Genomic DNA, 23,945 nt, shown 5'->3' on the forward strand with positions numbered 1-23,945 from the left:
CCGGGGTCCTGGCTCACGGTGGACGGTGAGCCAGGACCCCGTCAGGTGAGCCAGGACCCCGTCAGGTGAGCCAGGATGCGGCGGTCGGGACGGCGGCTCCTGCTTCGTCGTTCCACGTGGAACCGCGCGTGAGGTGCGCCACGACCGCCCCGCCCGGGGGAGTCTCGACGAGCGGATTTCCGCCGAGAGGGGTTAGATCATCTTGCATGTGCGGCCTCAGTGGCGAGATCACGTTCGACGGTTCGATGGCCGACACGACAGCGGTCACCCGCATGGTCGAGTCCCTGGTCCCCCGCGGTCCGGACGGCCAGGGCTTCTGGAGCAACGGGCGGATCACCTTCGGGCACCGCCGGCTCTCGGTCATCGACCTCACCACCTGCGGGTCCCAGCCGATGGTCGACAACGAGCTGGGCCTGACCGCGGTCTTCAACGGCTGCATCTACGACTACCAGGAGCTGCGGGCCGAGCTCGAGGGCCACGGCTACCGGTTCTTCTCGCACAGCGACACCGAGGTGATCCTCAAGGGCTACCACCACTGGGGCACCGACGTCGTCTCGCACCTGCACGGCATGTTCGCCTTCGTCATCGCCGAGCGGGACACCGGCCGGGTGGTCATGGCGCGCGACCGGCTGGGCATCAAGCCCCTGTACCTCTCCGAGACGCCGGGCAAGCGGCTGCGGTTCGCCTCGACCCTCCCGGCCCTGCTGCGCGCCGGTGAGGTCGACACCTCCGTCGACCCGGTCGCCCTGCACCACTACCTGACCTGGCACGCCGTGGTCCCCGCGCCCCGGACGATCCTCAACGGCGTGCGCAAGCTGCCGCCGGCCACCGTCCGGGTCATCGAGCCCGACGGCACCAGCCGCGAGCACCGCTACTGGGAGGCCACCTACGAGCGCCGTCCCGAGCACGCGAACTGGTCCGCTCGCGACTGGGAGGACGCGATCGAGGAGGCGCTGCGGGTCGCCGTCCGGCGCCGCCTGGTCGCGGACATCCCGGTCGGCGTGCTGCTCTCCGGCGGGCTGGACTCGAGCCTGATCGTCGGCCTGCTGGCCCAGGAGGGCCAGACCGGGCTGGCCACCTACTCCATCGGCTTCGAGTCCGTCGGTGGCCGCGAGGGCGACGAGTTCCAGTACTCCGACGTCATCGCCGAGCGCTTCGCCACCGACCACCACCGCATCCGCGTCGGCTCCGACGAACTGGCCGGCTCGCTCGGGCACGCCATCGGTGCCATGGCCGAGCCGATGGTCAGCCACGACGTCGTCGCCTTCGACCTCCTCTCGGAACGGGTCAGCCAGTCGATCCGGGTGGTGCAGTCGGGCCAGGGTGCCGACGAGGTCTTCGCCGGTTACCACTGGTACCCGCCGCTGGCCGGCGTGGACCGCGACGAGGCGGTGCGCACCTACGCGAAGGCCTTCTTCGACCGCGACCATGCGCAGATGCGGCACGTGGTCTCCGGCCGGTACGCGCTCGACCAGGACCCGAGCCTGGCCTTCGTGCGCGAGCACATGTCCGCGCCCGGGGCCGAGACGGCCGTCGACGCCGCGCTGCGGCTGGACAGCGAGGTCATGCTCGTCGACGACCCGGTGAAGCGGGTGGACAACATGTCCATGGCCTGGGGCCTGGAGGCCCGGGTGCCGTTCCTCGACCACGACCTCGTGGAGCTCGCGGCCCTCTGCCCGCCGGAGCTGAAGCTGGCCGACGGCGGCAAGGGCATCCTCAAGGCCATCGGACGGCGCATCATCCCGCCGGAGGTCATCGACCGGCCCAAGGGCTACTTCCCCGTGCCCGCGATCACCCACCTGCAGGGCAAGGTGCTGGACCTGGTGCGGGACGCCCTCTCCAGCGATGCGGCCCGGGACCGCGGGCTGTTCCGTCCCGAGTACGTGCGGGAGCTGCTCGCCGACCCGAACGGCGAGCTGACGCCGTTGCGCGGGAACAAGCTCTGGCAGCTGGGCCTGCTGGAGCTGTGGCTGCAGACGCACTCGGTCTGAGGGAGATGACCATGGCACCCCGGCTCGCCGGCCACCGACGCCGGACTGCGGTGGCCAGCACGCCCGCGCTGACCGACCACTCGTGGCGGGAGCCGTCGGAGCACCAGCTGCAGGGCATGCAGTCCGACGTCGTGCTCGACATGGGGTGGGGGCGGCTGGTCTACGGCCAGACCTTCTCCGACCTGGAGGGCATCGTCGACGCGCTGCGCGCCGAGGAGACCGGCGAGCGCGACATCTGCATCTACCCCCGGGACCCGCACGTGCTGGTGGGGCTCGCACCCGACGAGCTGTTCATCGACCCGAGCTACACCTACCGGCTGGACCTGCACCGCTACCGGGCGCGGCACGAGCTGATCCGGGGGGTGTTCGTCCGCACCGCGACCTCGCGCGCGGACATGGACCGGATCAACGAGATCTACGCGCTCAACGGCATGGTCGTGGGCGACGCCGACGTCATGTGGCGCAACCACCGCACGCGCTGCTTCACGTACCTGGTGGCCGAGGACCGGCGGACGGGCGCCATCGTCGGCACGGTCACCGGGGTCGACCACGTCCTGGCCTTCGACGACCCCGAGGGCGGCACCAGCCTGTGGTGCCTGGCCGTGCACAACCAGGACGCCCCGCCCGGGACGGGTGAGGCGCTGGTGCGGGTGCTCGCCGAGCGCTACGTCGGCCGTGGCCGTTCCTACCTCGACCTCTCCGTCATGCACGACAACAGCGGCGCCATCGCGCTCTACCGCAAGCTCGGGTTCACCCGGGTGTCGGCGGTCTGCGTCAAGCGGAAGAACCCGATCAACACGCCGCTGTTCGCCGCCCGGCCCCCCGGCCTGGAGAACCTGAACCCCTACGCGCTGATCATCGCCGAGGAGGCGCTGCGCCGGGGCATCCGGGTGGAGGTCACCGACGCCGAGTGGGGCGAGATGCGGCTGTCGGTCGGTGGCCGGACCGTGCTCACCCGCGAGTCGCTCTCGGAGTTCACCACCGCGGTCGCGATGAGCCGCTGCGACGACAAGCGCGTCACCCGCCGCATCATGGAGCGGGCGGGGGTCCGGGTGGCCCGGGGCGCCCGCGCCACCGCGGAGGACCTGGCGGCCGCCTCCGCCCTGCTGCGCGAGGTGGACGCCGTCGTCGTCAAGCCCGCGCGGGGAGAGCAGGGCAAGGGCATCACCGTCGGGGTCAAGGGGGACGCCGCCCTGCAGCGCGCCGTCCACCACGCGGCCCAGTTCTGCCCCGACGTCCTCGTGGAGGAGCTGGTGCCCGGCCAGGACCTGCGGGTGGTCGTCATCGACCGGGAGGTGGTCGCGGCCGCGGTCCGGCGGCCCGCGGAGATCATCGGCGACGGCCGGAGCACCGTCGCCGACCTGGTCCGCTCCACCAGCCGCCGCCGGGAGCGGGCGACCGGTGGCGAGTCGCGGATCCCGCTGGACGACACCACCGTCGAGGTCATCGCCGCAGCCGGCTACGACATGGACGACGTCCCCCGCAACGGCGAGCGGATCCAGGTGCGGCGGACGGCGAACCTGCACACCGGGGGCACGATCGAGGACGTCACCGACCGGCTGCACCCGGAGATCGCCGATGCCGCGGTGCGCGCCGCCACGGCGCTGGACATCCCGGTGACGGGGATCGACTTCCTCGTGCCCGACGTCGGCGGGCCCGACTACGTGTTCATCGAGGCCAACGAACGGCCGGGGCTGGCCAACCACGAGCCCCAGCCGACCGCGGAGCGCTTCGTCGACCTGCTCTTCCCGGAGACCCGCCGCCGCGGCTGACGCCCGGGCCGGGATCAGACCCGGCGCCGCCGCACGCGCTCGGCGGCGAGGGCCAGGGTCGGCCCCGGGTCGCGGGCGTCCCAGACGCTGGAGACGGCGCCCGGGAACCAGCGCAGGACCGAGGCGCCGTCGGCGAGCAGTCCACCCCGGCGCTCGGCCGCGGCCCGCCGCAAGTCGCCCGCCGTCCAGAGGTAGCGCACCCCGGCGGTCCCGTCGGGCAGCGGCGGCAGCGGCAGCCCGAGCGCCTGCCGTGCCCAGGCGTCCGGGAGGTTGGGCCCGGCCGCGGTCGACAGGGCCATCGACCCGAAGAACCGGCCGTTGAGGTCGATCAGCCGCAGGCCACCGTCATCGTCGCGCAGGAACTGCAGCTGCACGAGCCCCGACCAGCCCAGCCCGGTCAGCAGCCGGGTCGCACCGGCGGCGAGCTCCTCGTCGACCGGCACGGTGACGGCGCGGCTGGTGACCCCGCTCGGCGTCGGCCACAGCCGCAGCGCGCGTTGCTGGACGCGCCCGTGGAGCCGGCCCTCGTGCAGCAGCCCGACCAGCGCCTCCAGCTCCCCGTCGACGGGTTCCTGCAGCAGCGCCTCGAAGCCCGCGTCCTGCAGGAGCCGGACCCGGGGCCGTGCCTGCTCGACATCGGGGTAGCGGCGCGCCTCGATGCGCAGCCGCTGCCGCAGACCCGGCTGCCAGTGGGCGCGGCACTTCACCACGACCGGTCCGGTCCAGCCGGCGAGCGCGGCCGGGGTCGCCAGCTCCGTGTGGGGGGAGGGCAGCCCCGCGTCGGTGGCGCGCTGCGCCAGCTCGGCCTTGTCGAGCGCGGCCAGGGCGACCTCGGCCGGCGGGTGGACGACCACTGCGGGTACCGATCCCGCGCTGACCGCCAGGGCCGCCATCCAGTCATCGCCGCTGCCGAAGACGACGTCGTACCCGCCCCCGGCGACGGCGCGCCGGACCGCCGCCACGAAGTCGTCCATGTGCCCACGCGGGCGGGGTACGTGGTGGGTCCGCCGGCTGGAGCGGGAGGCGGCGACCATGCCACCCGCGTCGGGCGACCCGACGCCGACGTGCCAGCCGGCCCGGTCGAGCGCGCGGACGGCCGCCAGCGCCCCGCGGTCCCGGCTCGACGTGAGCACGAGCGCGCGACCGGCAGAAGGCATCGCGCAACCCTATGAGGTCGGGTCGGGCTGCGGGTGGGTGCCCCGTCCCGCCCGCCCGCACGGGGGGGAGGTCGGTGGGCGGCTCAGGAGACCGGGCGCCGCAGACGGCGGCGTGCGAGGTCGCGCAGCTCGCCCAGCTCCGGCCCGCGCAGCGCGGCCAGGGCGGCGGCGTAGACGGCGGCCCCGACGAGGCCTCCCGAGACGATCTGACCGGCCGCGGTCAGCGTGTCCGCCGGCTCGCCCGCCCACCCCGCGAGCACGGCCGTGGCGGCGAGCCCCCCGGCGGCTGCCGCCGCGGAGGCGCGCGCGACCGTCCCCACCAGTGCCCGCGGGGTGACAGCGGCGTGCCGGCGCGCGAGGAGGGCCACGGCGAGCGCCGCCGCCAGCAGCAGGGACAGGCTCGTCGACGCCGCCAGGCCCGCGATGCCGAAGGCGACCCCCAGGGTGAGGTCGCCGACGACGTTGACGACCATGGCGGCCACGGCGACGACCGTGGGGGTCCGGCTGTCCCCGACCGCCAGGCTGGCCCGAGCGGTGGTGGACCGGAGCGCGATGCCGAGGACCGCCGCGGCCGAGAAGGCGACGGCGGTGGCCGTCGCCGTCACCGCGGCCTGGTCGAAGTCGCCCCGGCCGTACAGGAACTGGACGACCGGCCGGGCCAGCACGACCAGCGCGGCGACCACGGGGACCAGCAGGGCGACGAGCAGCCGTGACGTGCGGTCCACGAGGGCGCGCAGGTCGGCCCGGCGGTCGGGTGCGCCCACGGCGCTGAACGTCGGGTACAGCGCGGCCACGACCGTCGCGACGAGCAGCGCGTCGACGAGGTGGATCACGCGGAAGCCGAGGCTCAGCGCGGTGATGACGCCCTCTCCCTGCGCCGAGCCGACGGCCCGGTCCACGAGCGTGTTGACGTTGAGGACCGCGCTGCCGACCAGCAGGGGCGGGGTCAGCCGGAGCACCTCGCGGACGTCCGGATCGCGCAGGGCCAGCCGGGGCCGCAGCCGCATGCCGGCGGCGCGGACGGCAGGGAGCTGGACGAGCATGCGGACGGCGGAGCCGACGACGAAGCCGACCGCGAGCGCCTCGATCCCGAAACGCGCGCCAGCCCAGAGCGCCGCGCCGATCATGACGAGGTTGAAGGGGACGCCCTGCAGCCCGGAGGCGAAGAAGCGGCCGTGGGCCTGGCAGGCGGCCGCGAGGATGTCCGTGGCGGCGATGAAGACGGCGGCGATGAGCACGATGCGGGTGAGCTCGACGGTCAGCGCTGCTGTCGCCTCGTCGAAGCCGGGGGCCAGCACCGCGACCACCTGCTCGGCGGCCAGGAACATCAGCACCGAACCGGCGACGAGCACCAGCGTGCCGAGGGTCAGCACCGTGCGCACCGTGCGATCGGCCCGCGGGCCGTCGTCCGCGGCCACCGCACGGGCGACGGGGGGCACCACTGCCCGCGCCAGCGCGCCGGCGACCAGCGCGAGCACCAGGTTCATGACGCCCTGGGCGACGAGGTAGGCGTCGAGCGCCGCGCCGGCACCGAAGACGGCGGCGATGACGGCGTCCCGGACGAACCCGAGGAGCTGGCTGACGGCGGTGAGGGAGATCAGGAGCGTCGCTGCCCGTGCCACTCCCCCGCGCCGGGGCCCGCGCCGGGCGTCCCCGGGTGGGGGTCCCCCGTCACGTGTCACGGGGTCCGATCATGACGGTCGACCGGGCCGGGGCTGCACCGGACCCGCCGCCACCCTCGCCCTCATCGGTGATCAGGTGACCTGATCGTCGGGGGTCCTGGCTCACTGTCGACGGTGAGTCAGGACCCCGGCAGGTGAGCCAGGACGTCGCTCAGAGCCCGAGTTCGGCGCGGATCTCGTCGCCGTGCTGGCCGGGCCGCGGAACGCTGCCGACGGCGCCCGGCGTGCGGGAGAACCGGGGGGCCACCTCGGGCTGCCGCACCCCGTCGACCTCGACGAACACCCCCCGCTCGCGGTTGTGCCGGTCCTCGGTCGCCTCCAGCAGCGACCAGACCGGCGCGACGCAGGCATCCGTGCCCTCGAACACCGACCACCACTCGGCGCGGGTGCGGGAGGCGAAGACCCCGGCGAACCGCTCCCGCAGCGCCGGCCACTGCCGGGGATCCTCGCGGCGCGGCAGCGTCTCGTCCCCGGCGAGCCCGAGGCCCTCGAGCAGCGCGGCGTAGAACTGCTCCTCCAGCGCGCCGACGGCGAGGAACTGCCCATCGGCGCAGCGGTAGACATCGTAGAAAGGCGCCCCGGTGTCCAAAAGGTTGCGGCCGCGGCGGTCGGTCCACACCCCGGCGTCCAGCATCCCGTGGATCATCGTGGTCAGGACGGCGGTGCCGTCGACGATCGCCGCGTCGACCACCTGCCCCTCCCCCGTGGCCCGGGCGTGCAGCAGCGCGGCGAGCGCACCGAGCGCCAGGAACACTCCCCCGCCCCCGAAGTCGCCGAGCAGGTTCAGCGGCGGGGCCGGGCGCTCGTCCGGGCGCCCGCTGGCGCCCAGCGCGCCGGTCAGCGCGATGTAGCCGATGTCGTGGCCGGCGCTGTGCGCGAGCGGCCCGGTCTGCCCCCAGCCGGTCATCCGGCCGTAGACGAGCGCGGGGTGCTCCCCCAGCAGCTCGTCCGGTCCCAGCCCCAGACGCTCCATCACGCCCGGGCGGAACCCCTCCAGCAGGACGTCGGCCCGCCGCACGAGGGCGCGCACCACGCCGACGTCGTCCGGGTCCTTGAGGTCGAGGGCGATCGAGCGCTTGCCGCGGTCGAGCAGCGAGGTCGCGCCCAGCGAGCCCAGCAGTCCCCCGCGGTCGCCCTTGCGGTCGATGCGGACGACGTCGGCACCGAGGTCGGCCAGCAGCATCCCGCAGAACGGACCGGGCCCGAGCCCGGCGAACTCGACGACCCGCACACCTTCCAGCGGTCCCACGGCGTCCTCCCCTGCTCCGGGCCGCGCTCGTGCGACCCTCCCGGAGGCATGCTGCCCGACGCCGCACCCGGGAGGAGAGCCTGGTCACATGGCCTACCTGCTCGCTGCCCTGGGCGGCGCGCTGGGTGCCCTCGCCCGCTGGGCGGTGGCGGAGGCGCTCCCGCCGTCCCCCGCCGGCCTGCCCTGGGCCACCCTCGGCGTGAACGTGACCGGCTGTCTGCTCCTCGGCGCGCTGGCGGCCGTCCTGGTGGCGCGGGCCCCGGGCTCCCCCTGGGCCCGCCCGTTCCTGGGCGTGGGCGTGCTCGGCGGCTTCACCACGTACTCGACCTTCGCGGTGGAGGTGGTGCGGCTGGTGGAGTCCGGCGCGGTCGGCACCGCGCTGTCCTACGTCGCCCTCTCGGTGCTCGGCGGCGTCATCGCCGCGGCCGCTGGGACGCTGGCCGGCCGCACCCTCGCCGGAGGGCCTCGGTGACGCCGTGGCTGGTGGTCGCGGGCGCCCTGGTCGGCGCGCCGCTGCGCCTGCTGGCCGAGCGGGTCGCCGTGGCCCGCCGCGGAACCGGCAGCGTGCTGGGCACCTTCACCGTGAACGTCGCGGGCAGCGCACTGCTCGGCGTGCTCCTCGGGACCGCCACCGCCCCGGCGTGGGTCGTCGCGCTGGTGGGCGTCGGCCTGTGCGGCACCCTCACCACGTTCTCGACGTTCGGCACCGAGGTGGTCCGGCTCGCGGAGGCCCGCGCCCCCCTCCGCGCCGTGGGCTACGTCGCCGCGACCGTGCTGGTGGGACTGGCGGCCGCGGCGGGCGGGTACGTGCTCGGCCGGGTGATCTGAGCGGCCCCGCGCAGCGGGACGGGCCGGTGCTGGATAGGGTCAGGGCGGTATGGCGGAGAACACGGAGCAGAGGGTCGGGGCCGACAGCCCCGTCGTCGTGGTCGCCAACCGGCTGCCGGTCGACCAGGTCACCGATCCCGACGGCAGCACCCGGTGGCAGCGGAGCCCCGGCGGGCTGGTCACGGCGCTCGAGCCGTTCGTCGCCGGGCGCGGTGGCGCGTGGGTCGGCTGGTCCGGGTCCGCCGGCGAGGCGCCCGAGCCCTTCGAGTCCGGTGGCATGTCGCTGATCCCCGTCGAGCTCAGCGAGGAGGAGGTCGACCGCTACTACGAGGGCATGTCGAACGCCTCGCTGTGGCCGCTGTACCACGACGTGGTCGAGAAGCCCGAGTACCACCGCGCCTGGTGGGACACCTACGTGCAGGTCAACAAGCGGTTCGCCGAGCGCACCGCGGCGGTGGCGGCCGAGGGCGCCATCGTCTGGGTGCACGACTACCAGCTGCAGCTGGTGCCGGCGATGCTGCGCCAGGTCCGGCCGGACCTGACCATCGGCTTCTTCCTGCACATCCCGTTCCCGCCCTACGAGCTGTTCACCCAGCTCCCCTGGCGGTCGGCCATCGTGGAGGGCCTGCTCGGCGCGGATCTGGTCGGTTTCCAGCGCCCGTCGGCGGCCGTGAACTTCGTGCAGCTTGCCCGGCGGCTGCACGACCTGAGCTGCAAGCGCGATCAGATCGAGTACGACGGCCGCACGGTGGTGGCCAAGGCCTTCCCGATCTCCATCGACGTCCGGGGCTTCGACGAGCTCGCCTCCTCGCCGGAGGTGCTCGCCCGGGCGAAGGAGATCCGCGCCGAGCTCGGCAACCCGGACAAGATCATCCTGGGTGTCGACCGGCTGGACTACACCAAGGGCATCAGCGTCCGGCTCAACGCGTTCCAGGAGCTCCTCGAGGACGGTGCGATCGAGGCGCCGGACACGGTGCTGGTGCAGGTCGCGACGCCGAGTCGGGAGCGCGTCGAGCACTACGTGCACATGCGGGAGACGATCGAGCAGCAGGTCGGCCACATCAACGGCGTCTTCGGGTCCATCGCCGGCCCGGCCGTCCACTACTTCAACCAGTCGATGCCGCGCGAGGAGCTCGCCGCGCTTTACCGGGCCGCCGACGTCATGCTCGTGACCCCCTACCGCGACGGCATGAACCTGGTGGCCAAGGAGTACGTCGCGGCGCGCGGTGATCTCCGTGGCGCGCTGGTGCTGTCGGAGTTCGCCGGGGCGGCGGCGGAGCTGCGGCAGGCCTTCCTGGTCAACCCGCACGACATCGCCAGCGTCAAGACGCAGCTGGTCCGGGCGCTGCGCATCGAGCCGGCCGAGGCGGCCAAGCGGATGCGGACCATGCGCCGGCACCTGTTCCGCAACGACCTGGACCACTGGGCCAGTTCGTTCTTCGAGGCGCTGCGGGGCCAGGCGTGACCTCCCCCGGCCTCGACGAGGCGCTGACGGCGCTCGCCGCACGCCGACCGCTGCTGGTGGCCAGCGACTACGACGGCGTCCTCGCCCGACTGCGCGACGACCCGGCGGCGGCCGTCCCGGAGCCCGGCGTGGCCGAGGCGCTGGCGCGGCTGGCGGCGGCCGACGGCGTCACGGTGGCCCTGGTCAGCGGTCGCGGGGTGGAGGACCTGCGCCGGACCAGCGGCCTGTCCGGTCCCTTCCGCTGGATCGGCAGCCACGGGGCGGAGTTCGACGGCCCCCTCGCCGGCGCGGACGCCGGTCGGCGGGACGAGCTCGCCGGGGTGCTGCGGCCGCTGGTCGAGAGCACACCCGGCGCCCGGCTGGAGATCAAGCCGGCCAGCGTCGCCGTCCACGTGCGGCAGGTGGCCGATCGCACCCGAGCGGCCGAGCTGCTGGAACAGGCCCGCCGGGCGGTGGATCCGTCACTGACGCTCAAGCCGGGCAAGGACGTCCTCGAGGTCGCCGTCACCGACGCGCACAAGGGCGCCGCGCTGCAGCGGCTCGTCGGCGAGCTGGGTGCCCGGGCGGCGCTGTACCTGGGCGACGACGTCACCGACGAGGACGCGTTCCGGGCGCTGCGGCCGGATGACCTGACGGTCAAGGTCGGCGACGGCGAGACAGCCGCCCGCCACCGCGTGACCGGGCCCGAGGACGTGGTGGGCCTCCTCGGGGCGCTCGCCGACCGCCTGGGCTGAGCCCGCTCCGTCTCCGTGTCGCACCGCGCGGCGCGCGGCCGGACCGCTGCCCGGCGGTCACCGGGCCCTGGGGTGTCGACATGCCCGCAATACCCTTCCTCGAAATGCGGGAATGGACCTGGCACGCGACGACGAGCGTCTCGGGATTGTCGATGAATCGCGTGCCGGAGTCGCTGACCCGGCGATGGCATAACGATGTGCAATCCGCTGCGGAACGGTGCTCTGCGACCTGGGTGGAGTCACCACAATGAGCGAGCCGCCACACCGGCGGGCACCTCTCCCCCAGGACGGTCCAGCGTGCACGCACCACTCCCCTCCCCCGGTACCCGGCGGCGTGCCGGGTGGTTCGCCGACCGCCCCCTGGCGGTGAAGTTCGGCATCCTGATCGGTGTCGTCGTGACCGCCTTCGCGGGGCTGCTGTCCGCGGTCCTGGTCGGCAATGCGACGGTGCACGACGCGAACGCCGAGCTGCAGCGCCTCAACGAGGCCGAGGAGCTGGTGCTCCAGCTCGACACCCGGGCCAGCGAGCTGAAGGTGGACGGCTTCAAGACGCTCGTCCGGGAGGACCCCCAGGCCCAGCGCGCGGAGCTCGCCGAGGACATCGCCACGCCCGAGGGCATGCTGGCCGAGCTCGCCACGATCCGCCTCAGCGGCCGGGCGGCCGACTCGGTGGCCGGCCTGTCCGAGAGCTTCGAGGCCTACACCGATGCCATCTCCGCGTGGGTGGACCTGGCCGTCGCCGACCCCGCCGCGATGCGGCCGCGCTGGGAGGAGATCCAGCAGGCGAACGACCTGACCGACGGCGCCGTCAGCGAGGCCAAGGACGTCCTGGGGACCGAGAGCGACGCCGCGCAGGTCCGGCTCGACGAGGCGCTGGCGCGGGCGGCGGTCGTGGCGGAGATCGCGGCCGCCGTCGGCGTCCTGGTGATCATCGGGATCAGCGTGCTGACGCTGCGCTCGGTCACCCGGCCGGTCCAGCGGGTCAAGCAGTCCCTGGACGCCCTCGCGACGGGCGACATGACCGTGGACACCGGGGTCTCCTCCCGGGACGAGGTCGGCCAGATGGCGGCCGCGCTCGACACCGCCCGGGCCAGCCTGCGGGGTGTGCTCACCTCGGTCGCCGACTCGGCGAACGCCGTCGCGGCGTCGTCGGAGGAGCTGTCGGCCTCCTCGGCGCAGATCGCGGCGGGTGCGGAGGAGACCTCGACGCAGTCCGGGGTGGTGGCCTCGGCGGCCGAGGAGGTCTCCCGCAGCGTGGAGACGGTCGCCGCGGGTGCGGAGCAGATGGGCGCCTCGATCCGGGAGATCGCCAGCAACGCGGCGGAGGCCAGCGAGGTGGCGGCGCGTGCGGTGACGGCGGCGGAGACCACCACCGCCACCGTGGCCAAGCTGGGCGAGTCCTCGGCGGAGATCGGCAACGTCGTCAAGGTGATCACGAGCATCGCCGAGCAGACCAACCTGCTGGCGCTCAACGCCACCATCGAGGCCGCGCGGGCCGGTGAGGCCGGCAAGGGCTTCGCGGTGGTGGCCAACGAGGTGAAGGAGCTGGCGCAGGAGACGGCGAAGGCGACCGAGGACATCGCCCGCCGGGTGCTGGCGATCCAGGGCGACACGACGGCTGCGGTGACCGCGATCGAGGAGATCAGCACGATCGTCGCGCAGATCTCCGACCGGCAGACCACCATCGCGTCCGCGGTGGAGGAGCAGACGGCGACGACGAACGAGATGTCACGATCGGTGCAGGAGGCCGCCGGCGGCACCGGCGAGATCGCGGCCAACATCACCGGGGTCTCCACCGCGGCCGACTCGACCACCCAGGCGCTGACCCAGACGCGGGTCGCCGTGGACGAGCTGTCCCGGATGGCGGCGGACCTGCGGACCACCGTGGGGCGCTTCGTCTACTGACGCACCGCCGGCGACTCCCCGAGGCGGGGGGCTTCCGACCATTCCGGTCGGGCGCCCCCCGCCTCTCCTCGTGCTCGGGTCGACAAATCTGCTGGCCTGAGAATGGTCACCCGGGCATTTTCCGCGGCACGCGCGACACGGACTTCTTCAACGTTGAGAAACCGATCGGTCGGGTGACGATCTGCTCGCACCGAACGCACTCCGAACCCCCGGGGCAGGGCAGTCGGCCCGCCCGCTCGAGAACGAGGAAGCCTCGCCATGTCCGCACCACGGCCCGACGCAACAGGTCGGCACTGGTACCGCGACCGCGGTATCGGGACACGGATCTTCGCGGTCTGCGCCGCCCTCCTGCTGGGCATGCTGGCCGCCACGGTCACCGGCATCACCGGCACCCAGCGCGTCGCCGATCTGCACGCCGAGGCGCGCGACGCGGTCGCTGCGCAGCGCGTCGTGGAGGGGGCGCGCTACGACCTGCTCTGGGCCGCCAACTGGCAGAACATCACCGCCTGGAAGGCGCGGGTCGAGGGCGGCGCCGTGGCCGCGGCTGCCGATGGCGACAACGTCGCCGCCTACCGCGACGGCGCGACCGGCTTCGAGGCCCTCTTCGACCTGGACCGCGACCAGCTGGACGCCGACGCCGAGGCCAGCCTCGAGGTGATCGAGCGGAACTGGGCGCTGATGAGCGACTACAACGAGCAGATCTTCCTGCTGTGGCAGCAGGGGCGCCTCGACGAGGGCGACGCCCTCTCGCAGGGCGAGAAGTGGGACGTCTTCTACGTCCTCGACCAGGCGATGGTGGAGCTGGTCGCGTCGGTCGACGCCCGGGTCGCGGAGTCCGAGGCCGCGGTCGCCGACGCACGCAGCGAGACGCTGACGGTCTCCCTGGTCGTCTCCGGCCTGGCGTTCGTGCTCGGTGGCGCCCTGGCGCTGCTCGTCTCCCGCAGCATCACCGGCGGGGTCCAGGAGGTCAAGGCCGGGCTCGAGCGGCTGGCCGCACGCGACCTGACCACCCGGCTGGCGGTGCGCGGCCGTGACGAGATCGGTCAGATGGCCACGGCGCTCAACACCGCCGCCGACGCGATGGCGACCACCATCGCCGACATCGTCTCCTCGGCGGACGCGGTCGCGGCCAGCTCGGAGGAGCTGAGCGCCTCCTCGGCGCAGATCGCGGCCTCGGCCGAGGAGACCAGCGCCCAGTCGGGTGTGGTGTCCGGTGCGGCGGAGGAGGTGTCGCGCAGCGTGGAGACGGTCGCGGCCGGTGCGGAGCAGATGGGTGCCTCGATCCGGGAGATCGCGTCCAACGCGGCGGAGGCCAGCGAGGTGGCGGCGCGTGCGGTGACGGCGGCGGAGACGACGACGGCGACGGTGGCGAAGCTGGGGGAGTCCTCGGCCGAGATCGGCAACGTCGTCAAGGTCATCACGAGCATCGCGGAGCAGACGAACCTGCTCGCCCTGAACGCGACCATCGAGGCCGCGCGGGCCGGGGAGGCCGGCAAGGGCTTCGCGGTGGTCGCGAACGAGGTGAAGGAGCTGGCGCAGGAGACGGCGAAGGCGACCGAGGACATCGCCCGCCGGGTGCAGGCGATCCAGGGCGACACCACGGCCGCGGTCGCCGCGATCGGGGAGATCTCCTCGATCGTCGCGCAGATCTCCGACCGGCAGACCACCATCGCCAGTGCGGTGGAGGAGCAGACGGCGACGACCAGCGAGATGTCGCGGTCGGTGCAGGAGGCCGCCGGCGGCACCGGGCAGATCGCGGAGAACATCACAAGTGTCTCCACGGCCGCGGACGCCACGACCCAGGCGCTGACCCAGACCCGCACCGCTGTGGACGAGCTGTCCCGGATGGCCGCCGACCTGCGCAGCACCGTCGGGACGTTCAGCTACTAGCAGGACCCCCGTCCCGCCTCATCTATCGCACGCGCGGGGTGAGGCGGGACGGAGGCCGCCGAGGGGCGCTCGACCAACGGTCGGGCGCCCCTCGGCGCGTGTCCGGAAAATGGCGCCCCTTGCGGGACGTCGCACAGGTGAGCGCCCGCTGTCGACAATGGTGGAATGTCGCCATCGCGACCGAGTCGACTCGTTGACTCCGTTTCCAAATCGTTGTGTCCGCCATTTCCCAACACGCACAGAAAGGCTCGACACCTGACAGTTCGTGGCCTTAGCTTCTCCGCAGCAACCGAAAGCGGTGGCGGATTCGTCCGTCGTCCGTCGTCCGTCTCCGGATCGGGTTGCACTCGGATCCCTCTCCAGAACGGACTTCTCCCATGGCACATGTCGCGCGCCGCGCGCTCGGCCGGATGTCGGTATCCGCCAAGATCCTCAGCTCCGTCTCGGTCGCGGTCGTCGCCGGCATCGCCGTCGGCACCGTGGGTTGGAGCTCCCTCGGCGATGCCGCCGACAAGGCCGACGCCACCTACCGGGAGAGCACCCAGGCGCTCGTGCAGGTCGAGGAGATGCGCTCGCAGCTGCTGACCCTCCAGCTCAACCAGACGGCCCTGCTGCTGCCGAACGTCAGCCAGGAGAACGCCACGACGTGGGCCGCGGGCGCCACGGCGGCCGCCGAGGCGTTCGGCGCGGCCGGTTCCGCCTACCTCGGCACGGCGCCCGCCGCCGAGCAGCGGGCCCTGGCCGAGCAGTCCCTGGACACCTACGGCACCTGGGGCGAGGTCTACGCCCAGACGCGGCAGGCCTACAGCGCCGGCGACGCCGCCGCGGCCGGCACGCTGTACGCGCAGTCCTCGAAGCTCATGGACCAGCTGACCGGGGAGATCGACCAGCTCCTGGCCTCCGAGATCTCCGAGGCGAGCTCCTCCGCCGCCGCGGTCGCCGACACCAGCGAGCGGGCGCGGACGCTCGTCATCGCCCTGCTGGCCATCGGCTCGGCCATCGCCCTCGCGGTGGGCTTCTTCGTCGCGCGCGGCATCCGCCGGAACCTGGAGAAGGTGCAGCACGTGATCCAGGGCCTGGCCGAGGGGGACCTCACCCGGCAGACCGGTGTCCAGCAGTCCGACGAGATCGGGCGGATGGCCACCGCTCTCGACGAGGCCCAGGAGTCCCTGCGCGCCGTGATGGCCTCCGTCGTCTCCTCGGCGGACGCGGTCGCGGCCAGCTCGGAGGAGCTGAGCGCGTCGTCGGCGGAGATCTCGACGTCGGCGCAGGAGACCTCCGCCCAGTCGGGTGTGGTGGCCTCGGCGGCCGACGAGGTGTCGCGGAACGTGCAGACGGTCGCGGCCGGCGCGGAGCAGATGGGTGCCTCGATCCGGGAGATCGCGTCCAACGCGGCGGAGGCCAGCGAGGTGGCGGCGCGTGCGGTGACGGCGGCGGAGACGACGACGGCGACGGTGGCGAAGCTGGGGGAGTCCTCGGCGGAGATCGGCAACGTGGTGAAGGTGATCACGAGCATCGCGGAGCAGACGAACCTGCTGGCGTTGAACGCCACGATCGAGGCGGCGCGGGCGGGTGAGGCCGGCAAGGGCTTCGCGGTGGTGGCGAACGAGGTGAAGGAGCTGGCGCAGGAGACGGCGAAGGCGACCGAGGACATCGCCCGCCGGGTGCAGGCGATCCAGGGCGACACCACGGCGGCGGTGGCCGCGATCGGGGAGATCTCCTCGATCGTCGCGCAGATCTCCGACCGGCAGACCACCATCGCGTCCGCGGTGGAGGAGCAGACCGCCACGACGAACGAGATGTCCCGATCGGTGCAGGAGGCCGCTGACGGCACCGGGCAGATCGCGGCGAACATCTCCAACGTCTCGGGTGCGGCGGACTCCACGACGCAGTCGCTGACCCAGACCCGCACCGCTGTCGACGAGCTGTCCCGGATGGCCGCCGACCTGCGTAGCACCGTCGGGAAGTTCAGCTACTGATCCCCGGCGGCCGCACCGGCCGCACCCTGATCCGAGAGCGCACGGCCGGCCGGCCGTGCGCTCTCGGCGTTCTGCGCGCACCCATGCCACCGGTCGGTGGACCTGCGCAGCCGGGTGGGCGAAAGTGCCATGTCGACACGAGAAATGCGATGGGCGGACGTTCTCGTCCGGTGCCGAGACACGCGCCATCAAACGCTCAACCGGTGTTTCTGGACCGTTTACATTCTTGTCCTCGTCACAGCGCGGACCGACCGCGGTGCGCGCATTCAGCAATCCATCTCCTTTCCGTTCGGAGCACCATGTCCGCTCTTCCTGCATCCCACCGCCGGAGCCCCTCCGGCTGGTTCACCAGCCGGCCGCTGGCGGTGAAGATCGGCGCCGCCCTAGGCGTCCTCGCCGTGGTCGCCATCGCCCTGACCGGGCTCGCCGTGCAGCGGCTGGGCAGCCTGGCGGAGTCCGGGGACCATCTGTACGGCGACTCGATCGTCCCGCTGAACAAGCTGGCCGAGGTGCAGCGCACGTTCCAGGGGGACCGTGCGCGCAACAACATCTACGGCTTCGTGGCCCCGGCGGCCCGGGCGGAGCTCGACGCCACGCTGCTCGAGCGCCGCGAGCAGCTCGAGCGGGAGCAGGAGGCCTACGTCGAGACCCTCAACGACCCCGCGGACTTCGCCGCGGTGGCCGAAAGCATCGATGCGTACTACGCCGTCGTCGACGAGCAGCTGTACCCGGCTGCGCGGGCCGGCGACGTCGCGACCGTCCAGCGGCTGGTGTCGGGTGAGCTGGCGCAGGCGGGCCGGGCGCTGTCCGACGCCTTCGGCGCCGAGCAGGAGCGCCAGGCTGCCGACGCGCAGCGCGACGCCGCGGCCGGTGACGACCTCGCGGCCTCGGCGACCGTCTTCCTGTGGACCGCGCTGGCCGTCGGCATCGCCGTCGCGTCCGCCCTGGCCGCGTGGGTGGTCCGCCAGATCGTCCGGACCGTCCGCTCCGTCCAGGCCTCGCTCGAGGCCCTCGCCGAGGGCGACCTGACCGTCCGCCCCGAGGTCACCTCGGGTGACGAGCTCGGTCGTATGGCGCAGGCGCTCTCCGCTGCCCAGGACAACCTGCGGGAGGTGCTGGCGGGCGTCGGTGCCTCGGCGGATGCGGTGGCGGCGTCGTCGGAGGAGCTGAGCGCGTCGTCGGCGCAGATCTCGGCGGGTGCGGAGGAGACCGCGGCGCAGTCGGGTGTGGTGTCCGGTGCCGCGGAGGAGGTGTCCCGCAGCGTGCAGACGGTGGCCGCGGGCGCGGAGCAGATGGGTGCCTCGATCCGGGAGATCGCGCAGAACGCGAACGAGGCGGCACGGGTGGCCGCGGCGGCGGTGAGCGAGGCCGAGACGACCACGACGACGATCACCAGGCTCGGGGAGTCCAGCAGGGAGATCGGTGACGTGGTGAAGGTGATCACGAGCATCGCAGAGCAGACGAACCTGCTGGCGCTGAACGCCACGATCGAGGCGGCGCGTGCCGGGGAGGCGGGCAAGGGTTTCGCGGTGGTGGCGAACGAGGTGAAGGAGCTGGCGCAGGAGACGGCGAAGGCGACCGAGGACATCGCCCGCCGGGTGGAGGCGATCCAGGGCGACACCGGGGGAGCGGTCGCGGCGATCGGGCGGATCAGCGAGGTGATCGCCCAGATCAACGACTACCAGACGACGATCGCCTCGGCGGTGGAGGAGCAGACGGCGACGACCAGCGAGATGTCGCGGTCGGTGCAGGAGGCCGCCGGTGGTACGACGCAGATCGCGGAGAACATCTCCGGGGTCTCGACGGCCGCCGACTCCACGACGCAGGCACTGACCCAGACCCGCACCGCCGTCGACGAGCTGTCCCGGATGGCCGCCGACCTGCGCACCACCGTCGGGAGGTTCACCTACTGACCTGACGCGAGCTTCCCCCGGCCGGGCCGGGTGGTGACCCCTTCCCCGGTCGCCACCCGGCCCGCGTCGTTCCTGGACGGGTGCCCGGGTGGGCGAGGGCTCGGCGGTGCCGCCGTCCGCGCCGCGGCGGCTCGGCAAATTCTCGTCAAGTCGACACGGGAAATGCGATTGCCGGCCATTCTCGGCGATGCCGTGCGACACGTCGATGATTGGTGCAACGTCAATCTTGGAAGTGTCCTAACATTTTGCTCGTCGCCTCGGCCCTACGTGTCGGCCGCGCCTCCACCGAGGTGTTTCGTTCGCTTCCCGACGAAGTCCTCGGCCCACCCCGCTGCCCTATTCCTGGAGAACCGTCATGTCCGCCGCCGCTCGTTCCACTCATGCCACCGGGCCCTCCCGCTCACCGCTCTCCTGGTGGGGTGACCGATCGGTGAAGACCAAGGTCCTCACGACCGTCTCGGCCGCGGGCGTCGTCGCCGGCGCCATCGGGGTGCTCGGACTCCAGGCACTCAGCGCGTCCGCCACGGCGGCGGATCAGCTGTACGAGGACAACCTCCTGGGCGTCGCGGCCGCCGCCGACATGGACGGGTTGCTCGGTGACATGCGCGTCAACCTGCGCGACACGGTCCTCGGCACGGATACGGCGGCCAAGATCGCCGACATCGACAACCTGAGCGCCGAGCTCCAGGCCGTCGTCGCGGAGTACCGCGCCGGGACCAGCGCACCGGAGAAGCTCGACATCCTCGATGGGGTCGACGCCGACATCAGCAGCTACGTCGCCTTCCAGAAGGACGTCCTCGTCCCCTACGCGCAGAAGCAGGACTTCGCCAGCTGGATGAGCGCGAACGCGGAGCAGGGGGCGCCGCTCGCCGAGAAGATGGGCGGCGGCATCCAGGCGCTACGGGACATGGAGGCCGAGGAGGCGAGCCAGGCGGCCGCCGCGATCCGCAGCGAGTACGAGAGTCAGCGCGTCGTGTCGATCATCATCATGGTCGTCGGGATCGCCCTGGCGCTGGCGGGGGGCCTCTACGTCGCCACGGGCATCGCCCGCTCCACCCGCAAGGTGCAGGACGTCGCGACCGGCCTGGCCGCTGGTGACCTGACGCGCTCCAGTGGCCTGACCACCAAGGACGAGCTGGGCCGGATGGGCCAGGCGCTGGACTCCGCGGTGACCGACCTCCGGGCGGTGATGGCCTCGGTCGTCGGGTCGGCGGACGCGGTCGCGGCTTCCTCCGAGGAGCTGAGCGCTTCGTCGGCGCAGATCTCGGCCGGTGCCGAGGAGACCTCCGCACAGTCGGGCGTGGTTTCCACCGCCGCCGAGGAGGTCAGCCGCAACGTGCAGACCGTCGCCGCCGGCGCGGAGCAGATGGGCGCTTCGATCCGGGAGATCGCCAGCAACGCGGCGGAGGCCAGCGACGTCGCCACCCGCGCGGTGCAGGCCGCCGAGACCACCACGGCCACGGTCGCCAAGCTGGGGGAGTCCTCGGCGGAGATCGGCAACGTCGTCAAGGTGATCACGAGCATCGCGGAGCAGACGAACCTGCTCGCCCTGAACGCCACCATCGAGGCCGCCCGCGCGGGTGAGGCCGGCAAGGGCTTCGCCGTGGTGGCGAACGAGGTGAAGGAGCTGGCGCAGGAGACGGCGAAGGCGACCGAGGACATCGCCCGGCGCGTGCAGGCCATTCAGGGCGACACGACGGCCGCGGTGACCGCGATCGGGGAGATCTCCACGATCGTCGCGCAGATCTCCGACCGGCAGACCACCATCGCCTCGGCGGTGGAGGAGCAGACGGCCACCACCAACGAGATGTCCCGCTCGGTGCAGGAGGCGGCCAGCGGATCCACGCAGATCGCCGAGAACATCACCGGCGTCTCGTCCGCCGCGGACTCCACCACCCAGGCGCTGGGCCAGACCCGCATCGCCGTCGACGAGCTGTCCCGGATGGCCGCCGACCTGCGCACCACCGTCGGCCGCTTCACCTACTGAGGAGCCCCCGTCCACTCACTCCTCGCAGGCTTCGGGGTGGGCCTCCGGACGGGGCCTGCGCCGGGCCGGCCCACGTGCCGGCCCGGCGCCCCCCCGGCTGGGGGGTCGGTTGCGGGCCATGAACTGCCGATAACACGGCTGACCGGTGCGGTGCGGGTTCACCTTGAATCCGCGGCCGATCCGCCGATGACCCAACGGGGCCGCCTGTGCTCCGCCGCGATGAGAGAGAAGGCAGCAGTGGACGGTCTGGACGACATCGTCGAGGAGTTCCTCGTCGAGAGCCACGAGAACCTCGACCAGCTCGACACCGACCTGGTCGCGCTCGAGCAGGAACCGAACTCCCGTGAGCGGCTGTCCAGCATCTTCCGGACCATCCACACCATCAAGGGCACCAGTGGCTTCCTGGCGTTCAACCGCCTGGAGGAGGTCACGCACGTCGGCGAGAACATGCTGTCCCGCCTGCGCGACGGTGAGCTCGCCCTGACGCCCCAGCGCACCAGCGTGCTGCTGCAGATGGTGGACACGGTCCGGTCGCTGCTGACCTCGATCGAGGCTTCCGGCGGTGAGGGCTCGGTCGACGTCTCCGCCGTCGTCGCCGCCATCAGCGCCGCCATGGAGGACGGCCCGGCCGCCACGGTCGAGGCCCCCGCTGCCGAGGCCCCCGTGGCCGCGGGGCCCGCTGCGGCGGCCCCGGCGAAGAAGGCGCCCGCGAAGAAGACGCCCACCAGGGCGCCGGCCAAGGCGGCCGCGAAGGCCCCTGCGAAGGCCCCCGCCAAGCCCGCCGCCGCCAAGGCGCCGGCCAAGCGCGCCCCACGGGCCAAGCCCGTCCTCGCTCCCGTCGTCGAGGAGCTGCCCGAGGGCCCGCAGGATGACCTGCGGGCCGACCTGCCCGAGGAGCCGTTCACCCCGGCCCCCGTCACCGAGGAGCACCCGGTGTCCGAGTCCGTCGCCGTCGACCACCCCGAGGGGGAGGCCGTCCCCGCCGACGCCGCCGCCGGCGGTCAGGTCCGCCGTGCCGTCGCCGACAGCACGATCCGCGTGGACGTCGACCTGCTCGACGAGCTCATGCTGCTCGTCGGCGAGCTGGTCCTCACCCGCAACCAGATCGTGCAGAACGTCGCGCGGCAGACCGACACCGACCTGATCCGTGCCTCCCAGCGGCTGAACCTGATCGCCAGTGAGCTGCAGGAGGGCGTCATGAAGACGCGCATGCAGCCCATCGACCACATCTGGTCCAAGCTGCCGCGCGTCGTCCGCGACCTCGGCCTCCAGCTGAAGAAGTCGATCCGCCTGGAGATGGAGGGACGGGACACCGAGCTCGACAAGACCCTCCTCGAGGCCGTCAAGGACCCGCTGACCCACCTGGTCCGGAACTCCGTCGACCACGGCATCGAGGCACCCGAGGACCGCAAGAAGGCCGGCAAGCCCGCCGAGGGCGTCCTCACCCTCCGCGCGCGGCACGAGAGCGGCCAGGTCGTGGTCGAGGTGGCCGACGACGGTGCCGGCATCGACCCGGTCAAGCTCGGCGCCAAGGCCGTCCAGCGCGGCCTGCTCACCGCCGACGCACTGTCCCGGATGAGCCCGGCGGACATCCTGCAGCTGATCTTCCTGCCCGGCTTCTCCACCGCCGCGGCGGTCACGAACGTCTCCGGCCGCGGCGTCGGCATGGATGTCGTCAAGACCAACATCGAGTCCATCGGCGGCACGATCGAGGTCGAGTCCGACGCGGGGGTGGGCACCGTCTGCCGGCTGCGCATCCCGCTGACGCTGGCGATCGTGCCGGCGCTGACCGTGGAGTGCGCGACCGACCGCTACGCGATCCCGCAGATCAGCCTGCAGGAGCTCGTGTCGCTGGATGCCGAGAAGGCCGTCAACGCCGTCGAGGAGGTCGGTGGGGCGCAGGTGTACCGCCTCCGCGGCGAGCTGCTCCCGCTGGTCCGGCTCACCGATGTCCTGGGTCTGACCTCCGAGCGGCACGACGGGCACGTCGTCATCGCGGTCCTGCGCTCCGAGGGCCGGCGCTTCGGCCTGGTCGTGGACCGGGTCATCAACACCGAGGAGATCGTCGTCAAGGCGGTCGGCGGCCAGCTGAAGGCGATCGGCCTGTACTCCGGGGCGACCGTCCTCGGTGACGGCACCGTGGCGCTGATCCTCGACGTGCAGGCGCTCGCCCGCCGTGCCCTGCGCACCGAGACCACCGACCGGCAGGAGGCGCGGGCCGGTTCGCTCCAGGTCGCCTCCGCCGAGACCGACCGGCAGCGGATGCTGCTGGCGGCCATCGGGGGAGGTCGCCGGGTGGCCATCCCGCTCGACACGGTCACCCGCCTCGAGCAGGTCCGCACCGAGGCGGTGGAGAAGGTCGGCAACCGGGAGGTCGTCCAGTACCGCGGCGCCATCCTGCCGATGGTCCGGCTGGACCGGCACCTGGGCGCCTACGGGGAGAGCGACCGGGAGGTGCTCGAGGTCATCGTCTACGCCGACCACGGCCGCAGCGTCGCCATCGTCGTGGAGGAGATCCTCGACATCGTCGACGGCGAGGCCGCTGTGCGCAGCGACATCGACGACATGGGTCTGCTCGGCTCGGCCGTCCTCGGGGACAAGGTGACCGAGCTGCTCGACGTCCGGGCCGCGATCCTCGCCGCCGACCCGGCGTTCTACTCCGCTCCTCCCACGACGACGCCCGACGGCGTCCCCACCGCTCTGCTGGAGGTCTGACGTGACCGCTTCGACCCACACCCTCGCGCCGGCGACCAGCGGTCAGCTGGCCACCTTCCGGCTGGACGGCGACCTGTACGGCATCGAGGTCGAGCACGTGCAGGAGGTGCTGCGCAGCCAGCAGCTCACCCGCGTGCCGCTCGCGCCGACGGCGGTCGCCGGCCTGATCAACCTGCGTGGCCAGGTGGTCACCGCGATCGAGCTGCGTGAGCGGCTCGGCCGGCCGCCGCGTCCGGAGGGCACCGACCCCGTCGTCATCGTCGTCCGGCTGCACGGCGAGGCGGTCAGCATGCTGGTCGACTCCATCGCCGACGTGGTCGACGTCGACGCCAGCGACTTCGAGGCGCCGCCGGACACCCTGGAGGGTCAGGCCCGTGACCTCATCCGCGGCGCCTACAAGCTCGACGGGAAGCTGCTGCTGGCGCTGGACGTCCAGAAGGCCGTCAGCGCGTAGCGGTTCGTCCTCCTCCGGAGGACGCCACGACCAGGAGCGACACCGCAGCACCGGGCGGCGGGGAGGACCACCTCCCCGCCGCTCGTGCGTTCGGCGGCGGGCGGCCGGGGACGAGACGACGGGGACGGCCACGCCAGCACCTCGGGTAGCGATCGATGACGCTCAGTGATCAATCGCTGACCGCACACGGTGCGACACGCGCTGTAGGTGTACAGGCGCTCCTG

At 72.9% G+C, this 23,945-nt stretch carries 16 protein-coding genes; 13 read left to right on the forward strand and 3 right to left on the reverse strand.

Annotated elements, in window-relative coordinates; all coding sequences use genetic code 11:
- Positions 1-206: 206 nt before the first annotated feature.
- Positions 207-1,991, forward strand: a complete 1,785-nt coding sequence (locus ACI8AP_RS14930; protein WP_456590143.1) for an N-acetylglutaminylglutamine amidotransferase — start codon at positions 207-209, stop codon at positions 1,989-1,991.
- Positions 1,992-2,002: 11 nt separating this feature from the next.
- The gene (ngg, locus tag ACI8AP_RS14935; protein ID WP_456590144.1) at positions 2,003-3,763 is read left to right on the forward strand and encodes an N-acetylglutaminylglutamine synthetase; all 1,761 of its coding nucleotides are present in this window, start codon (positions 2,003-2,005) and stop codon (positions 3,761-3,763) included.
- Between the two features lie 14 nt (positions 3,764-3,777).
- Here ngg and ACI8AP_RS14940 read toward each other — a convergent pair whose 3' ends face one another.
- The 3 genes from ACI8AP_RS14940 to ACI8AP_RS14950 form a co-directional block, all read right to left on the reverse strand.
- Entirely contained in the window at positions 3,778-4,920 is a 1,143-nt protein-coding gene (locus ACI8AP_RS14940; RefSeq protein WP_456590145.1) for an ATP-grasp domain-containing protein, read from the reverse strand.
- 83 nt (positions 4,921-5,003) lie between these two features.
- Positions 5,004-6,542, reverse strand: a complete 1,539-nt coding sequence (murJ, locus tag ACI8AP_RS14945; RefSeq protein ID WP_456590146.1) for a murein biosynthesis integral membrane protein MurJ — start codon at positions 6,540-6,542, stop codon at positions 5,004-5,006.
- Between the two features lie 211 nt (positions 6,543-6,753).
- On the reverse strand, positions 6,754-7,851 hold the full coding sequence (locus ACI8AP_RS14950) for a CaiB/BaiF CoA transferase family protein (RefSeq protein WP_456590147.1): 1,098 nt from the start codon (positions 7,849-7,851) through the stop codon (positions 6,754-6,756).
- A gap of 88 nt (positions 7,852-7,939) precedes the next feature.
- On the opposite strand from ACI8AP_RS14950, the gene crcB reads away from it, so the two are divergent.
- The 11 genes from crcB to ACI8AP_RS15005 all read left to right on the forward strand — a co-directional run bounded on the left by crcB (position 7,940) and on the right by ACI8AP_RS15005 (position 23,721).
- Positions 7,940-8,323 carry a fluoride efflux transporter CrcB gene (gene crcB / locus ACI8AP_RS14955; RefSeq protein ID WP_456590148.1) on the forward strand — a complete coding sequence of 128 codons (384 nt, stop codon included), beginning with the start codon at positions 7,940-7,942 and terminating at the stop codon, positions 8,321-8,323.
- The gene (locus ACI8AP_RS14960; protein WP_456590149.1) at positions 8,320-8,679 is read left to right on the forward strand and encodes a fluoride efflux transporter FluC; all 360 of its coding nucleotides are present in this window, start codon (positions 8,320-8,322) and stop codon (positions 8,677-8,679) included. The genes crcB and ACI8AP_RS14960 overlap by 4 nt, the downstream gene beginning before the upstream one ends.
- 49 nt (positions 8,680-8,728) lie before the next feature.
- Positions 8,729-10,144 (forward strand): alpha,alpha-trehalose-phosphate synthase (UDP-forming), encoded by a 1,416-nt coding sequence (locus ACI8AP_RS14965; protein WP_456590150.1) that lies wholly within the window; start codon positions 8,729-8,731, stop codon positions 10,142-10,144.
- On the forward strand, positions 10,141-10,878 hold the full coding sequence (gene otsB / locus ACI8AP_RS14970) for a trehalose-phosphatase (RefSeq protein WP_456590151.1): 738 nt from the start codon (positions 10,141-10,143) through the stop codon (positions 10,876-10,878). The genes ACI8AP_RS14965 and otsB overlap by 4 nt, the downstream gene beginning before the upstream one ends.
- A gap of 297 nt (positions 10,879-11,175) precedes the next feature.
- Positions 11,176-12,783: a methyl-accepting chemotaxis protein gene (locus tag ACI8AP_RS14975; protein WP_456590152.1), complete on the forward strand. Its 1,608-nt coding sequence runs from the start codon at positions 11,176-11,178 to the stop codon at positions 12,781-12,783.
- A 258-nt stretch (positions 12,784-13,041) separates the two neighbouring features.
- Complete coding sequence (locus tag ACI8AP_RS14980) at positions 13,042-14,673, forward strand: methyl-accepting chemotaxis protein (RefSeq protein ID WP_456590153.1); 1,632 nt, start codon at positions 13,042-13,044, stop codon at positions 14,671-14,673.
- Between the two features lie 377 nt (positions 14,674-15,050).
- The gene (locus ACI8AP_RS14985) at positions 15,051-16,652 is read left to right on the forward strand and encodes a methyl-accepting chemotaxis protein (protein ID WP_456590154.1); all 1,602 of its coding nucleotides are present in this window, start codon (positions 15,051-15,053) and stop codon (positions 16,650-16,652) included.
- A 299-nt stretch (positions 16,653-16,951) separates the two neighbouring features.
- Entirely contained in the window at positions 16,952-18,565 is a 1,614-nt protein-coding gene (locus ACI8AP_RS14990; RefSeq protein WP_456590155.1) for a methyl-accepting chemotaxis protein, read from the forward strand.
- Positions 18,566-18,995: 430 nt separating this feature from the next.
- On the forward strand, positions 18,996-20,552 hold the full coding sequence (locus tag ACI8AP_RS14995) for a methyl-accepting chemotaxis protein (RefSeq protein ID WP_456590156.1): 1,557 nt from the start codon (positions 18,996-18,998) through the stop codon (positions 20,550-20,552).
- 219 nt (positions 20,553-20,771) lie between these two features.
- Positions 20,772-23,267 carry a chemotaxis protein CheW gene (locus tag ACI8AP_RS15000; RefSeq protein ID WP_456590157.1) on the forward strand — a complete coding sequence of 832 codons (2,496 nt, stop codon included), beginning with the start codon at positions 20,772-20,774 and terminating at the stop codon, positions 23,265-23,267.
- A gap of 1 nt (position 23,268) precedes the next feature.
- A complete protein-coding gene (locus ACI8AP_RS15005) occupies positions 23,269-23,721 on the forward strand; it encodes a chemotaxis protein CheW (protein WP_456590158.1) in 453 nt (150 codons plus the stop codon).
- Positions 23,722-23,945: the final 224 nt, after the last annotated feature.

The organism is Blastococcus sp. SYSU DS1021, from assembly GCF_054050995.1.